Origin of the sequence: Selenomonas sp. oral taxon 136, from assembly GCF_001554015.1 — a bacterium.
Taxonomy (GTDB): Bacteria; Bacillota; Negativicutes; order Selenomonadales; family Selenomonadaceae; genus Centipeda; species Centipeda felix.
The window spans coordinates 1,435,627-1,450,198 of the sequence record NZ_CP014239.1 but is presented as its reverse complement, the minus strand read 5'-3'; the positions used below and the strand labels follow the sequence as shown (position 1 = coordinate 1,450,198).

The window sequence follows — 14,572 nt, the reverse complement described above, 5'->3', positions numbered from 1 at the left end:
ATTATTTAAGGAGGTATTTTATGAAAAAACTGCTCGCTCTTGTGCTTGCCGTCACCGCATTTGCCCTCGCCGGCTGCGGCGGCAGCGCAGACAAACCCGCCGACAACGCCAAGGCGGAGAAGGTCGTCAAGGTCGGTGCATCGCCCGTTCCCCATGCGGAGATCCTCGAGGCGATCCGCCCCGAACTCGAAAAGGAAGGCGTAAAGCTCGAAATCGTCGAGTTCAACGACTATGTTCAGCCGAACATCGCCACGAACGATAAGGAAATCGACGCAAACTTCTTCCAGCATGAGCCATACCTGAAGAATTTTATTGAGGAACACCCCGAGCTGAAGCTCGTGAACGTTCTCGGTGTCCACATCGAGCCGATGGGCGTCTACTCGCACAAGATCAAGAAGCTCGACGAGCTGAAGGACGGCGCATCCGTCTCCATCCCGAGCGATCCGACGAACGGCGGCCGTGCGCTGCTGCTCCTCGCGCGTGCGAACCTCATCAAGCTGAAGGACGGTGCCGGTACGACGGCGACGGTGCAGGACATCGTCGACAACCCGAAGCACCTCAAGATCCAGGAGATCGAGGCGCCGCAGCTGCCGCGTACGCTGGATGACGTCGATATCTCCGTCATCAACACGAACTGGGCAATGCAGGCGGATCTCGTGCCGACGCGCGACGCCCTCATCATGGAGGACAAGACCTCGCCGTACGTCAACATCCTCGTCGTCCGCCAGGGCGATGAGAACCGTCCCGAGATTCAGGCGCTCGTCAAGGCGCTCCACTCTGAGACGGTCAAGAACTTCATCAACGATAAGTACAAGGGCGCGATTGTCCCCGCGTTCTGATCGTAAGAGCAAAGGAATCTAGCCTCATCCCCCGTTATCACGGGGAAGGGGGACCGCGTAAGCGGTGGAAGGGGCACAAAAGGGGTGTTGTACGAAGCGTTCGGCTTCGTACAACACCCCTTCTTTCATTCATATTTATGGTGTTGCGGGCGTCTCCGCACTTACCGCACCGCGGCGGATCATGTCGCCGACACGCAGATCATAGGAGAGCGCCATCTTGTGCAGGGTCTCTGCTCGAGCGAAGTCCTCGGTCGTCCCGCCGTTCAGCCCCTTCACAAAGCTCTCATACGCGCCGATAAACGCCTCGGTCGCCGCCTTGCGCTGTGCAGCAAGATACTGTGCGCCGTGGGGAACATCTACGCCGTCCAGCTCCTTTTGATACTTCTTAAGCAGGGGAATCATATCCTCCTGCAGGAGATGTGTCAGCGACTTGCGGTACACCGTCGTATAGGTACTGCGTCCCGTCTCGGTCAGATTGCGGAACTCCCGCTGCTTCGAGCGAAATACACCATTATAGCGATCCACAATAGGACGCGTCGCGTCGATGTAGCGCCCGAGGTTGCTCGCCGCCGCCTTCTGCACTGCCTCGAGATAGGAACGATAGTTCACGATGCGCACGACCTGCCAGCCCGTATCGCCGCGCTCCATGCGCAGCTGCAGGGGGAACTCTAGGTCGGTCCCCTCGTCGCGCACGGCAATGTTCGCCATTGCGGTGCTCCCGTCCCGCACAACGCTGTCGATGTGCAGGAGGGTCGTGTCGCGCAGGTGGCTGCACTCCATGAGATACTCAAAGTCGATGCCGAGCTGGCGTCCCTTCAGCGGGTCTACGCCCTCAGGGGTCGGCCACGTCCCGCTCCCGACCGCCGTCAAAATGCTCTGCGCCATCCCGCCTGCGACGCTGTCCTTGATGCTCTCGTAGAACTTTCCCGATTTATTTCGTTCTTTTTCCTTCAGATGTGTATCGCCCGAAAAGAGGACATAGGTGAGATCGTCATATCCCGCCGCCGTTGCAGCATTGATATTCACGCGCCGCTGAAACGCCTCCGCATCATGCGCGGTGAGCGCTGCCGCCGCCTGCTCGAGAGCGTAGGCGGGACGCTGTATGTAGTAGCCGAGATACCACGCGAGGACGGCGATCGCCAGGACGATCACCCCTGCTGCCGCGCGAAATTTACGCTGACTCGCCCTGCGTCGGCGTGCGAGGCGCACGCGCCACGCAAACTCATCCAGCGGCATTGCCACACCTCCCTTTGCACGAATTCGAATGATGCTATTATAGCATGGAATACGTCCCCCGTTCAATCAGTGAAAATTACTCTCTACGAAAAAGACTGCCGTACGAGGTTCATCGCCCCTCGTACAGCAGTCCGCCATCCTTCTTTATCTCCCCAGCACCTCATCCATCGACTGCTTCATCCGCGTGATCGCCGTGTCAAGATCATCGCGCCCGATGTTCAGCGGCGGATTGAAGTAAAGTACGTCACCGAGCGGGCGCAGGAGCAGCCCATGCCGGAGCGCACGGCGATAGATCGCATAGCCAAGGCGCCGCCCTCCGTCAAAGGAACGCTTCGCCGCGCGATCCTCGACCAGCTCAACCGCATGAATCAGCCCGATGTGACGGATCTCACCGACGTTCGGATGCGCACCGAACGTCTCCGTCATGCGCGCAGTCAGCCACGAGGCCGTGTTCTCCGCCCGCTCCAAAATATTCTCCTCATCGAGAATGTCGAGCACGGCGAGCGCCGCACTGCAGCCGAGCGGATTCCCCGCGTACGTATGACTGTGCATGAACGCCTTGCCCTCGCTCCAGTCGGCGTAGAATGCCTCGTAGATCTTCTCCTTGACGACGGTAATGGACATGGGCATATAGCCTCCCGTCAGCCCCTTCGAGAGGCACATGAGATCGGGCGTAATCCCCGCACGCTCACACGCAAAGAGCCGTCCCGTGCGCCCGAATCCCGTCGCGATCTCGTCGGCGATGAGGAGGACATCGTAGGCGTCACAGAGGGCGCGCAGCTTCCTGAGATATTCCTCGGGATAGATGCGCATCCCCGCACTCCCCTGCAGGAGCGGCTCGACGATCATCGCCGCCGTCTCGTGCCCGTGCGCGGCAAAGGCACGCTCTGCATGCTCAAAGCACGCACAGGAGCAGGTGCCGCGTGTCTCCCCATAGGGACAGCGGTAGCAGTCGGGCGCCTCGATATGGATGTTGTCCATCATCATCGGCTTGTACATCTCGGCAAAGAGATCCATGCTCCCCACCGAGAGCGCGCCGATCGTCTCGCCGTGATAGCTCTCCGAGAGGCACATGAAGCGAATTTTTTTCGTACGCCCCGTCTGCTGGCAGTATTGGAAGGACATCTTAAGCGCTGCCTCGACCGCAGAGGAACCATTGTCGTTGAAGTGGAACTTCGTCAGACCCTCGGGCACAAGCGCCGTCAGACGCTCGGCAAGTTCGATCGCGCCGCGGTGTGAGAAATTTGCAAAGATCACATGCTCGAGGCGGTCGAGCTGCGCCTTGATGCGCGCGTTGATCTTCTCGTTGGAATGACCAAGGAGATTCGCCCACCAAGAGCTCACAATATCGAGGTAGGACTTGCCGTGCACATCGCAGAGCCATGGCCCCTTTGCGTGGTCGATGACCATCGGCGGCAGCTCCTCATAGTCCTTCATCTGCGCGCACGGATGCCAAATCCGGCGCAGGTCGCGCTCCTCAATTGTCGGCATAAAAATGACCCCTCCTACGAAAGCACTGATACACGCGGTGCTTTCCTAAACACACATTACACACAAAGCACGAAGTTTTTCATTTCGTGCGGCAGCTTCCCCTACAGAGTTCCTATGCCCCCAGCACCTCATCCATCGACGCCTTCATCCATGCGATGGCGGTGCTGAGGTCATCACGCCCGATGTTCAGCGGCGGATTGAAGTAAAGCACGTCGCCGAGCGGGCGCAGGAGCAGCCCGTGCCGGAGCGCACGGCGATAGATCGCATAGCCAAGGCGGCGACTGGGATCAAAGGGACGCTTTGCCTCGCGATCCTCGACCAGCTCAACCGCATGAATCAGCCCGATGTGGCGGATCTCGCCGACGTTCGGATGCACACCGAACGTCTCCGTCATGCGCGCAGTCAGCCACGATGCTGTCTCCTCCGCCCGCTCCAGAACATTCTCCTCATCGAGAATGTCGAGCACGGCGAGCGCTGCGCTGCAGCCGAGCGGATTGCCCGCATACGTGTGACCTTGCATGAACGCCTTGCCCTCGCTCCAGTCCGCATAGAACGCGTCGTAGATCTTTTCCTTGACGACGGTGATGGCCGTGGGCATATAGCCGCTTGTCAGCCCCTTTGAGAGGCACATGAGATCGGGCGTGATGCCCGCACGCTCACACGCAAAGAGCCGTCCCGTGCGCCCGAACCCCGTCGCAATCTCGTCGGCGATGAGCAGGACATCGTATGCGTCGCAGAGGGCGCGCAGCTTCCTGAGATAGTCCTCGGGGTAGATGCGCATCCCCGCGCACCCCTGCAGGAGCGGCTCGACGATCATCGCCGCCGTCTCGTGTCCGTGTGCGGCAAAGGCACGCTCCGCATGCTCAAAACACGCGCAGGAGCAGCTGTCGCGCGTTTCCCCATAGGAGCAGCGATAGCAGTCGGGTGCCTCGATATGGATAGTGTCCATCATCATCGTCTTGTACATCTCGGCAAAGAGATCCACGCCCCCCACGGAGAGCGCCCCGATTGTCCCTCCGTGATACCCTTCAGAAAGGCACATAAACCGCGTCTTTTTCGTACGCCCTGTCTGCTGACAGTACTGAAACGCCATCTTGAGCGCCGCCTCTACAGCGGACGAGCCGTTATCGTTGAAATTGAACTTCGTCAGTCCCTCGGGCACGAGCATCGCCAGCCGCTCCGCAAGCTCAATCGCCGGACGATGGGAGAAATTCGCAAAGACGACGTGCTCGAGCCGCCTCAGCTGCGCCGTAATCCGCGCATCGATCTTCTCGTTCGTATGTCCGAGGAGATTCGCCCACCACGAACTGATAATATCGAGATAGCCCTTGCCGTGCACATCGTAGAGCCATGGGCCCTTTGCGTGATCGATCACCATCGGCGGCAGCTGCTCATAGTCCTTCATCTGCGCGCACGGGTGCCAGATATGGCGCAGGTCACGCTCCTCAATCGTCGGCATAAAAGCTCTCCTCCTGCGGAATCACGGATAAAACAGTCCCCTCGGATTGGCGTAGATTTTCCGCCGAAATGCGGGAAAAAGAGGCGTCAAGAGCCGCGGGTTGAATTGATCAGTGCTTCCCTAAACACACATTACTCATACAGCGCGGCAAGCGCATCCGCCCTCATCGGCAGTTCCGCCGCGCCGTGCGCCACACGCGCCAAGACACGCGCTCCCGTGATCTCCTCGACCATCCGCACATTGTCCTCCTGCATCAGACCGCCCTGCCAATTGTTGAAGATAAAGCCCCGCAGGGGAATGCCGCGCGCATAGAGATGCTCTGCCGTCAGCACAGCGGCATTGATCGTTCCGAGCCCTGCATCGGCAACAACGAGCGCAGCGAGCCCCAGCCGCACGGCAAGATCGTCAAGGACGACGTGCTCATCGCCGTCCCAGCGCAGCGGGCAGATAATGCCGCCGCTCCCCTCCACCGTCAGATAGTCCGTGCGCTCCTTCGCGCGGCGGTAGTCCTGCGCCACCTTTGCAAAATCCATCGGGCGGTGCTCGATCTGCGCCGCGAGATGCGGCGAGACCGCATCTCGATAGACGTAGGAGACAGTGACATCCGCCGCATCGAGCTCCGCGACACGCGCCACATGGAGCGCATCACCCGGCAGGAGCGTACCGTCCGCGGCGACCTCCGCGCCCGAGAGTGCCGCCTTATAGTAGCCCGCCGCAAATCCCGCGTCACGGAGACACTTCACAATCAGCCCCGTGACATACGTCTTGCCGATGTCCGTCCCCGTTCCCGTGACAAATAACGCCTTACCCACGTATGATACGCCTCCCGTCAGCCATCCATGCGATTCGCATGCACTGCTGCCCCCTGCACGGGAGCAGTGCTCTGCGTCTCCTGCGTCTCACGAATCCAGAGCCCCGCCTTGTAGAGGCGAATCCCGACGTACGCCGCCGCGACGCAGAGCAGGAAGTCCGGCAGAACCTGCAGCACGCCGCAGTACCAGACCGCCACCCAGAAACCGATCGGCGCGTCGATAATGTAGTTCGATATGAAGTAGAAATACGGGATGCCGAGGGCATAGAGCACCACCATGCCTGCTGCACACGCGGCAAGTGCACGCCGGAACGTCGGCACGCCGCGGCGCGCCAGCGCGCCCGTCACCCAGCCCTGCAGGATGAAGCCGACGAGATAGCCGAACGTCGGCTGAAGCACGTAGGCAGGGCCGCCGCCCGAGGCGAACACGGGAATTCCCACGAGCCCCATGAGTACATACGTGCCGATGGCGAGCACACCGAGCCGCGCACCGAGCATCAGCCCCGCGAGCAGGGTAAAGAGGAACTGCAGCGTGTAGACATCCGTACCTACAGGGATGCGCACGAACGTCCCGACCGTAATGAGCGCGATAAATAGTCCGCATAGGATTACTTCACGTAACTTCATAATCTTTAGATACCTCCATAAAAACTGACAGACTCATAAACTTGCTTTATCTTACTCGTTATTTTATTTATTGTCAACCAGAATATTCTATGTAGGTTTACTAAAGTTGTATATCGATTGTATATAAAAAAGACGGGACTGCTGCACGAAGCCGAAGCTTTGTGCAGCAGTTCCATCGAGTCACTTTGCACACGAGCGGACGATCCCCTTACCGTTTCGTCACCTTCACGCGATCCATCTCCGTGCCGTCGGACAGGAAACACGCGATCTCAAGCCGATCATCCCGGACCTCCATCGTGAGATAGTTGTCCGTCTCCGGCTGCGGGAGCGTCACCTCGTCAAAGGCATGGTCGATCCAGAGATTTGGATAGCGCACATTCCCCGCAACACCCGTGAGGATGTAGAGTGGTCCCTTCTGCTCCGGCGTTTTGACAAACGCGTAGATATGCCCGCGATTGCGATAGGTATGCAGATGCGCTGTGAAAACAACATCGATGAGCAGCTCGTCAAAGACGGGCATCCACACCCGGCCGATCTCCTCATCAATACCCTCACTGCGCTCAGGGCGTCCATGAATACGGTATCGCAGCACGTCCTTGTGCATGAGAACGATATTCCACTTACGCCGATGTGCCTTCAGATCGCGGCGGATCCACGCGAGCTGCTCCTCGACCATCCCGCTCTTAAAGCCGTCGATCTCCTTCTGCTGCGTGCAGAGCACAACATAGTGCACGTCTCCGTAGTCAAAGGAATAGTAATACCGCTCAAATTCTTTACTTCCATTGCGCGGGGTCTGAAAGTAGTTCAGATATGCGGCAGGGAGGCGCGTCTGCCACTGGCGGTCGTAGGTCTCGTGATTCCCCATGACAGGCACCATTGGGATCACATGGGCCATCTCATCTATGCCCTTAAAGAACTCTGTCCACTGAAACCGATCCTCGCCGTTGTCAACGAGATCACCAAGGCAGGCAAAAAGTGCCGTATCCGTATTGCGTGCCCACGCGAGATGCGCCATCTGCTGCCAGTCCGCATAGTCGCTCGACTGGCTGTCGGGAAAAAGAAGCATCTTATACGGTGCATCAGCAGCAGGGGTATAGAGTTCCTGCCAGCCCGTCGTCCCGTCATTCGCCTCAATGCGATAGCGATACTTCGTTCCCGGCATCAGCTTGTCGATCTCCGCCGTATACTGATGTACCATCACATCATCATCGGAAAAGCACGTATCGTTCACAGGGATGCGCCGTATCTCCTCCGCGTTCTCCGCCCGTATCTCGACCATCTGATCCATCTCGTCTGCATCGGTCTCCCACATGAGGACACGGCTGCTCCCGGGATCCGAGGTGATGATCTGCCGCAGGCGTTCGATATAGAGAGTATTGGGAAAGGGATGCAGCCCCTTCCTGCGCAGCCACTCCATGCCGGCAAGCTTCCAGAGCGCCGCACCGCCTGCAGCGGCTGTCCCCGCCGCTATCGCTGCCTTGATAAACGTACGGCGCGTAAACGTCTTTTTCCTTTCCATCAACTTCTTCCTCTCTCCTATATAAAGGAATCACTGATACATCTAAGGAATCACACGAGCCTTACCCGCGCTCCGCCTGCATATAGCAGGATGCGCGTTCTCCCGCCGTGAGTGCATGTCCGCCCGCTCGCAGGCGCAGATAGTGTGCCGCGTCCACACAGCTGATGCGTCCGCCGGGCAGATACGCGCCCGTGTCGCAGGCGATGATATTGTTCGGCAAAAAGAGAGGCACTGCTGCGCCGCCGCGCCGCAGCATCTGCGTCGGCGTATGCCCGACAACAACCAGCGTGCTGCCGTGATACCCCGCGAAAAACTTCTCACGAATCCAAAGCATATCCTCCCGGCAGTCCTCCGCCGCAGGATTCACACCCGCATGAACGAAGAGAATGTCCTCACCGGCATGCGATGTGCGGAAGGAAATCGGACGTGACCGAACGAATGCCGTCAGCGATTCCGCCTCTGCCTTTGGCAGAGTGGCAAGCTGCTTCCTCGTGATCCTGCCGCCGTTCGCCAGCCAGAGATCGAAGTGCCCCATGATTGTGCGCCCCAGTCCATACGCATCAATATAGCTGAGCATCATCGCCTCGTGGTTGCCCATGAGTGCGTGGACATTGCGGTACTTCTCCACCTGCCGCTGCACGAACTGCAGGGCACGGACAGGCGCGGTGCCGCGGTCAATATAGTCGCCGAGAAAGACGAGCAGATCCCGCTCATCGTCAAACGCAATCTTCTTCCAGAGACGTTCGAGCCCGTCTGCCTCCCCGTGCACATCGCCGACAGCAAGAATCCGGCGGAACATCCGATCGCCCCCCTCCGCAATAAACATTTCTATTATATCGTAAGAACCCTGAAATCCGCATGAGAATATCCCGTATACAAAACGCTGTCTCCGCATAACATTGACAATCGTCCCATGGAGATATATGATAGTGCAGGATAAATTTGTTTATTTTCAGGCAGGAGGACGCACATGATAGAACGCTATACGCGGCCGGAAATGGGGCATCTCTGGTCGATTCAGAACGAGTGGCAGACCATTCTGAACGTCGAGATCGCTGCGTGTGAGGCAATGGCGGAACTGGGCGAGATCCCCGCCGCCGCCGTAGAGAACATCAAGGCAAAGGCGAAGTTTGACGTCGCGCGCATCAACGAGATCGAAAAGACCACCGACCACGACATCATTGCCTTTCTCACGAACCTCGAGGAGAATATCGGAGAGGACTCGAAATACATCCACAAGGGACTCACCTCGAGCGACGTGAAGGACACGGCATACTGCGTCATGATGCGCGACGCCGCCGCCATCATCCTCGACGATCTGCAGGAATTCCGCACCGTGCTCCGCCGCCGCGCGAACGAGTTCCGTCATACGCCGTGCATCGGACGTACACACGGCATCCACGCGGAGCCGATGACCTTTGGGCTGAAGCTTCTGCTCTGGAGTGCGGAGATCGAGCGCGACATCGAGCGTCTTACGCATGCCAAGAAAATCGTCTCCGTCGGCAAGCTCTCGGGAGCCGTCGGCACCTACTCCAACATCAACCCGCGCATCGAGGAACTGACGTGCAAAAAACTGGGGCTGACGCCCGTCCGTCTGGCGACACAGGTCATCCAGCGTGACCGCCACGCCGAGTTCGTCACGACACTCGCCATCATCGCGAGCACCTTGGAAAAGATCGCCACAGAGATCCGCAACCTCCAGCGCACGGACATCCGTGAGGCAGAGGAGTTCTTCAAGGCGGGACAGAAGGGCTCGTCGGCGATGCCGCACAAGCGCAATCCGATCAACTGCGAGCGTGTCTCGGGCATGGCACGACTCGTGCGCGGCAACGCCGTCGCGGCGATGGAGGACATCACCCTCTGGCATGAACGCGACATCTCGCATTCCTCCGTCGAGCGCGTCATCCTGCCCGACAGCACGATCAATGTGGACTACTGTCTGCACAAGCTGACCGGCATCGTGGACAAGCTCCTCGTCTACCCAGACGCCATGCTGCACAACATGAACCGCACGGGTGGTCTCATCTACAGTCAGCGCATCCTCACGGCACTCGTCAACAAGGGCATCCTGCGTCAGACTGCCTACGTCTGGGTGCAGCGCAACGCCATGAAGCGCTGGCTCGACAAGGAGGACTTCCGCACGAACGTCGAGAAGGACGCCGACATCTCCGCCCACCTCACGAAGGAGGAAATCGACGCGTGCTTTGACTACCAGTACTTCCTGCGCAACGTCGACGACATCTTTGCACGATTTGATCTCTAAGGAGAAGAAATAAGGGGGACTCATTATGTCAACCATCGTTATTACGGGTACGCAGTGGGGCGACGAGGGCAAAGGGAAAATCGTCGACTACCTCGCGAGCAAGGCAGACACCGTCGTCCGCTATCAGGGCGGCTGCAACGCGGGGCACACCGTCGTCGCGGCAGGCGAAGAGTATAAACTCCGCCTTCTGCCCTCAGGCATCCTCTACAAAGGCACGCACAACATCATCGCGAACGGCGTCGCCTTTGACCCCGAGGTCTGTCTGCAGGAGATGGACGCCATGGCGGCGCGCGGCATCGACACATCGAACATTCGCATCTCCGACCGTGCGCACGTCGTCATGCCCTACCACCGACTGATGGACGGCATTGGCGACGCCCAGCGCGGCGCGGACAAAATCGGCACCACAGGACGTGGCATCGGCCCCTGCTACATGGACCGCGACGACCGCATCGGCATCCGCGTCTGTGACCTCATGGACGGCGCAGAGTTTGCCAAGAAGCTTAAGAAAAACCTTGACAACAAGAACGCAGAGCTCGCCGCTGTCTACCACCACGAACCCCTTGACTATGACGAGGTGCTGAAGGAGTACCAGGGCTACGCAGAACGTCTGCGTCCACTCGTCACCGACACCATCCCCCTCATCAACGAGGAGATCGCCGCGGGGCGCAAAATTCTCTTCGAGGGCGCACAGGCGACCATGCTGGACATCGACTACGGCACCTACCCCTACGTCACCGCCTCACACCCCATCTCGGGCGGCGTCACCATCGGCGCGGGGGTTGCGCCGAAGAAGATCGACAAGGTCGTCGGTGTTGTCAAGGCATACTGCACACGCGTCGGCGAGGGTCCCTTCCCCACAGAGCAGCTGAATCCCATCGGAGAGAAACTGCGTGAGGCGGGACATGAGTTCGGCACCGTCACGGGGCGTCCGCGTCGTACCGGCTGGCTCGACGCCGTCGTCGTCCGCCATGCGGGGATGCTCTCGGGCATCGACTACATGGCGGTCACGCGTCTCGACATCCTTGACGGCTTTGACGAGATCAAGATCTGCACGGGCTACAAGTATAGGGGAGAGCTCCTCAAGGGCGTTCCCGCAAGCCTCAACGTCCTCGCCGAGGTCGAGCCGGTCTACGAGACCTTCCCGGGCTGGAAGACGGACATCTCCGGCATCCGCAGCTACGGCGACCTCCCCGAAAAGGCACGCAAATACCTCGAGCGCATGGCAGAGATCACGGGCATCGCCCTCGGCATCGTCTCCGTCGGCCCCTCACGCGAGCAGACCATCGTCCTTGCAAACGACTTGTTCTAAGAGAATACAAAAACGGCACGGTATGAATCATCTCATATCGTGCCGTTTGACTTATTCAGATGTCCACTGGAGGATACACACAGATGATAAACACTCAACCATCAGCGGCAGCATCAACTAATGCCAAAGAAATCCCCGCAGAAGAGCGAAATCATCTCACCCGTATGATCGATATCGCAATGACAGAAGCAGAGCAGGAATACCTCACGAATGGAATCCTGATGGATGCATCTCAGACACTTCTCTCCTTGCGAAATAAACATTTTGGATAAGCTGTTTTTCTCATCTCTTGACGAGTCAGGTACTTCTTTTACTGTGCCGACTCCACCTTATCCAGTTTCAGTGAGTATCCCATGATATCTCCGACTTCCTTTATCGTCCCATATACCGTGACATTCTGCCCTTTTTTCAATGCCAGAACAGCATCTTTTAGTTCCTTATCCTTAGCATCTACATCACAACGAATGTGAATCATCGTGTACTTTGCTGCTGTGCCATCAATGGTAATATACTTCACATCCGAATCAATATTACCGATATGTCCACCAATGATCTTTACTGCCTTTCCCTTATAATTTTGATTCGCAGCGGCAGCATTATCCTTTGCCTCGCTCAACAGTACATTAATATCCGCTTCTGCATAATCTTTCTGTTTCGATTTTTGCTGCTGTGTTGTGCTGCTTGAATCACTCTTGTTCGCATCGTTTGCCTTATTCTGTCCACTGCCGCCGCAACCACCAACTAAGCTGGCGACGACCACAATACCGACCAGCCCTAAGAGTGCCTTCTTAAACTTCCCCATAACAAACATCTCCTTTGCAACTGAAAGCGCAGTGTTTCTCATCTATGTCTATTAACCCCCCCCCCTTCATATTCCTGCCTAATATTAAAATATTTTTGAAGTTTTTCTACAAAAAAAAGACAGGTCAACGGCATGAAACGCAACCGTTGACCTGTCTTTTATTTTTCGTTCTACTCCGCCACCGTAAACCCCGCCGTGCGGAAGAACTGCCGATACGCCTCTGCCTTTTTCTCGAGCTTCATCGGATAGGCACGCGAAGTGGACGGGAGGCGCGTGACGAGGAGCTCACGACCGCCGCAGCGTGCGGACACGGTCTCGCCCGTCTTGACATCCTTGCCCTTCTTCTCCGCCGTGAGCAGATCAAAAAGGATCTCCGTCGCCTTTCCACCCGTCGTGCAGATGCGGCGGCACTGTGGGATCTGCGCCAGAATCTCGGGCAGTTCCACCGTCTCCACGACCTTCAGATAGGCGTCGGACGCATTGCCGTGCGTGCGGATGGCGCGCCGCACGCCGGGACATGAGCCGATGCCGCGCTCCGTGAGAAACGCCTTGATGCGCTCCGCATCAAAAGCCTTCTCCCCCGGCACCTGAAAATGTGCTGCATCACCGAAGAACACGAGCCCATAGACGCGCCACATATCGTTCTGAAAGTTCGGGTAGTGGAATGCCATCGCCCGTTTTTCCCTTGCCGGCGGAAAGCTCCCCATCATCAGCACTGTCGCCTGCGGCGGCAGAAACGGCGGGAACGGCCGCAGCTCGACGTTCTGTTCATCCGCTGCGGTATTTTTTTGATTCGTTGTCTTTTTATTCCCCATTGTCCCCTCTTACAGCAGCCCCAATGCGTGCTGGACGACGAGCGACGTCACCGCCACTGCTGCCCAGCACACCATCCCGAGAGCAAGCGGCCGCGCCCCATTCTTTACGAGCGACGGGAGATCCGTGTTCAGCCCGATCGCACTCATCGCGAGCACAATCGCGAACTTTCCGAGCATCCCCAGCCCATGCGAGAGCTCTGCGGGGAGAATGCCCGTCGTATTCACAATGCACGCGACGATGAAGTAGAGCACGAACATCGGAAAGATGCGCCGAAGAGAGAACCCTGCGCCGCTCTTTTTCGCCCCGCGCATCACGAGCAGCGCGAAGAAGAGGCAGACCGGCACGATCATCAGCGTACGCGTCAGCTTCACAATCGTCGCATACGCGCCCGCATCGTGACTGTACGCATAGCCTGCCGCAACCACGGACGACGTATCGTTGATCGCCGTGCCTGCCCACATGCCAAAGCCCTGATCGGACATCCCCATCGTGTGCCCGAGGAACGGAAAGAGAAAGACCGCAATCACGTTAAAGAAGAAAATCGTCGCAATCGAGATCACCACATCCCGATCCTTTGCCCCGATCACAGGGGCAACCGCCGCAATCGCCGAGCCGCCGCAGATCGCCGTCCCCGCACCAACGAGCGCCGTCATGTCGCGATCAAGCCCCATCAAACGTCCCACGACAAGCGCCGCAAGGAACGCTGCTGCGAGCGTAAAGACCATCACATAGAGGGACTGCTCTCCCACCTCCACAACGTGAAAGAGATTCATCTCAAAGCCGAGCAGGATGATCGCATACTGGAGAATCTTCTTGCCCGTAAAGCGGATGCCGCTCTCCGTCTTCTCCGGACGCCGCTTTTTCGCGAACAGCATCCCGAGCAGAATGCCGAACACGGGTCCGCCCACGATGGGGAAATACAGCCCCAGCACGTAGGCCGGCACGGCAAACAGCATCGCATAGAGGATGCCGTCCATGTACTCTCGTTTCATCGAAATCCTTCTTTCAAAACGCGCCTGCGGGATCATCCCCTACGCAAACAGCTCTGCCCACTCCGCCTCACGAAAGCCCACCAAGACACGGTCCTTCGTGATGAGGAGCGGCCGCTTCACGAGCATTCCGTCCGAGGCGAGCGCGGCGTACTGCTGCTCCTCCGACATCTCCGGCAGCGTATCCTTCAGCCCGCGGTCGCGGTAGATCATCCCGCTCGTATTGAAGAACCGCTTCAGCGGCAGGACGCTCTTCTTGTGCCACGCACGCAGCTCCTCTGCCGTCGGGTTCTGTGTCTTAATGTCGCGCATCGGTGCCGCACAGCCGTGCGCACGCAGGAACTTCTCCGCCTTTTGACACGTTGAACACTTCGGGTAGCCGATAAAGAGCACATCGTTCTTTGTCAT

General features: G+C 58.2%; 15 protein-coding genes. 4 read left to right on the top strand and 11 right to left on the bottom strand.

All coding sequences use genetic code 11. The annotated features are described in order from the left end of the window. Positions 1-20 precede the first annotated feature (20 nt). Positions 21-839, top strand: coding sequence for a MetQ/NlpA family ABC transporter substrate-binding protein (locus AXE86_RS07020; RefSeq protein ID WP_009753697.1), 819 nt, complete (start codon positions 21-23; stop codon positions 837-839). A gap of 135 nt (positions 840-974) precedes the next feature. Here AXE86_RS07020 and AXE86_RS07015 read toward each other — a convergent pair whose 3' ends face one another. The 7 genes from AXE86_RS07015 to AXE86_RS06985 form a co-directional block, all read right to left on the bottom strand. Next, entirely contained in the window at positions 975-2,075 is a 1,101-nt protein-coding gene (locus AXE86_RS07015) for a hypothetical protein (protein ID WP_061945886.1), read from the bottom strand. 144 nt (positions 2,076-2,219) lie between these two features. After that, positions 2,220-3,566: an adenosylmethionine--8-amino-7-oxononanoate transaminase gene (gene bioA / locus AXE86_RS07010; protein WP_061945884.1), complete on the bottom strand. Its 1,347-nt coding sequence runs from the start codon at positions 3,564-3,566 to the stop codon at positions 2,220-2,222. A 112-nt stretch (positions 3,567-3,678) separates the two neighbouring features. After that, positions 3,679-5,025: an adenosylmethionine--8-amino-7-oxononanoate transaminase gene (gene bioA / locus AXE86_RS07005; RefSeq protein ID WP_061945882.1), complete on the bottom strand. Its 1,347-nt coding sequence runs from the start codon at positions 5,023-5,025 to the stop codon at positions 3,679-3,681. 131 nt (positions 5,026-5,156) lie between these two features. Further along, on the bottom strand, positions 5,157-5,837 hold the full coding sequence (bioD, locus tag AXE86_RS07000; protein ID WP_061945880.1) for a dethiobiotin synthase: 681 nt from the start codon (positions 5,835-5,837) through the stop codon (positions 5,157-5,159). 17 nt (positions 5,838-5,854) lie between these two features. After that, a complete protein-coding gene (locus AXE86_RS06995; RefSeq protein WP_061945878.1) occupies positions 5,855-6,463 on the bottom strand; it encodes a biotin transporter BioY in 609 nt (202 codons plus the stop codon). A 208-nt stretch (positions 6,464-6,671) separates the two neighbouring features. Continuing rightward, complete coding sequence (locus AXE86_RS06990; protein WP_061945876.1) at positions 6,672-7,982, bottom strand: purple acid phosphatase family protein; 1,311 nt, start codon at positions 7,980-7,982, stop codon at positions 6,672-6,674. Positions 7,983-8,043: 61 nt separating this feature from the next. After that, positions 8,044-8,781: a metallophosphoesterase family protein gene (locus tag AXE86_RS06985; protein WP_061945874.1), complete on the bottom strand. Its 738-nt coding sequence runs from the start codon at positions 8,779-8,781 to the stop codon at positions 8,044-8,046. 171 nt (positions 8,782-8,952) lie between these two features. Between AXE86_RS06985 and purB the strand changes: the two genes are divergently transcribed. The 3 genes from purB to AXE86_RS12745 all read left to right on the top strand — a co-directional run bounded on the left by purB (position 8,953) and on the right by AXE86_RS12745 (position 11,829). After that, positions 8,953-10,245 carry an adenylosuccinate lyase gene (gene purB, locus AXE86_RS06980; protein WP_006690502.1) on the top strand — a complete coding sequence of 431 codons (1,293 nt, stop codon included), beginning with the start codon at positions 8,953-8,955 and terminating at the stop codon, positions 10,243-10,245. Positions 10,246-10,270: 25 nt separating this feature from the next. Next, entirely contained in the window at positions 10,271-11,557 is a 1,287-nt protein-coding gene (locus AXE86_RS06975; RefSeq protein WP_061945872.1) for an adenylosuccinate synthase, read from the top strand. An 83-nt stretch (positions 11,558-11,640) separates the two neighbouring features. Beyond that, positions 11,641-11,829, top strand: coding sequence for a hypothetical protein (locus AXE86_RS12745; RefSeq protein WP_157064431.1), 189 nt, complete (start codon positions 11,641-11,643; stop codon positions 11,827-11,829). 38 nt (positions 11,830-11,867) lie between these two features. On the opposite strand, the gene AXE86_RS06970 is transcribed toward AXE86_RS12745, so the two are convergent. The 4 genes from AXE86_RS06970 to AXE86_RS06955 form a co-directional block, all read right to left on the bottom strand. Then, positions 11,868-12,359: an OB-fold protein gene (locus tag AXE86_RS06970; RefSeq protein ID WP_061945870.1), complete on the bottom strand. Its 492-nt coding sequence runs from the start codon at positions 12,357-12,359 to the stop codon at positions 11,868-11,870. Between the two features lie 170 nt (positions 12,360-12,529). Further along, positions 12,530-13,174, bottom strand: coding sequence for a hypothetical protein (locus AXE86_RS06965; RefSeq protein WP_061945868.1), 645 nt, complete (start codon positions 13,172-13,174; stop codon positions 12,530-12,532). Between the two features lie 9 nt (positions 13,175-13,183). Further along, the gene (locus AXE86_RS06960) at positions 13,184-14,167 is read right to left on the bottom strand and encodes a YeiH family protein (RefSeq protein WP_040572538.1); all 984 of its coding nucleotides are present in this window, start codon (positions 14,165-14,167) and stop codon (positions 13,184-13,186) included. A 39-nt stretch (positions 14,168-14,206) separates the two neighbouring features. Further along, positions 14,207-14,572 (bottom strand): arsenate reductase family protein, encoded by a 366-nt coding sequence (locus AXE86_RS06955; RefSeq protein ID WP_061945867.1) that lies wholly within the window; start codon positions 14,570-14,572, stop codon positions 14,207-14,209.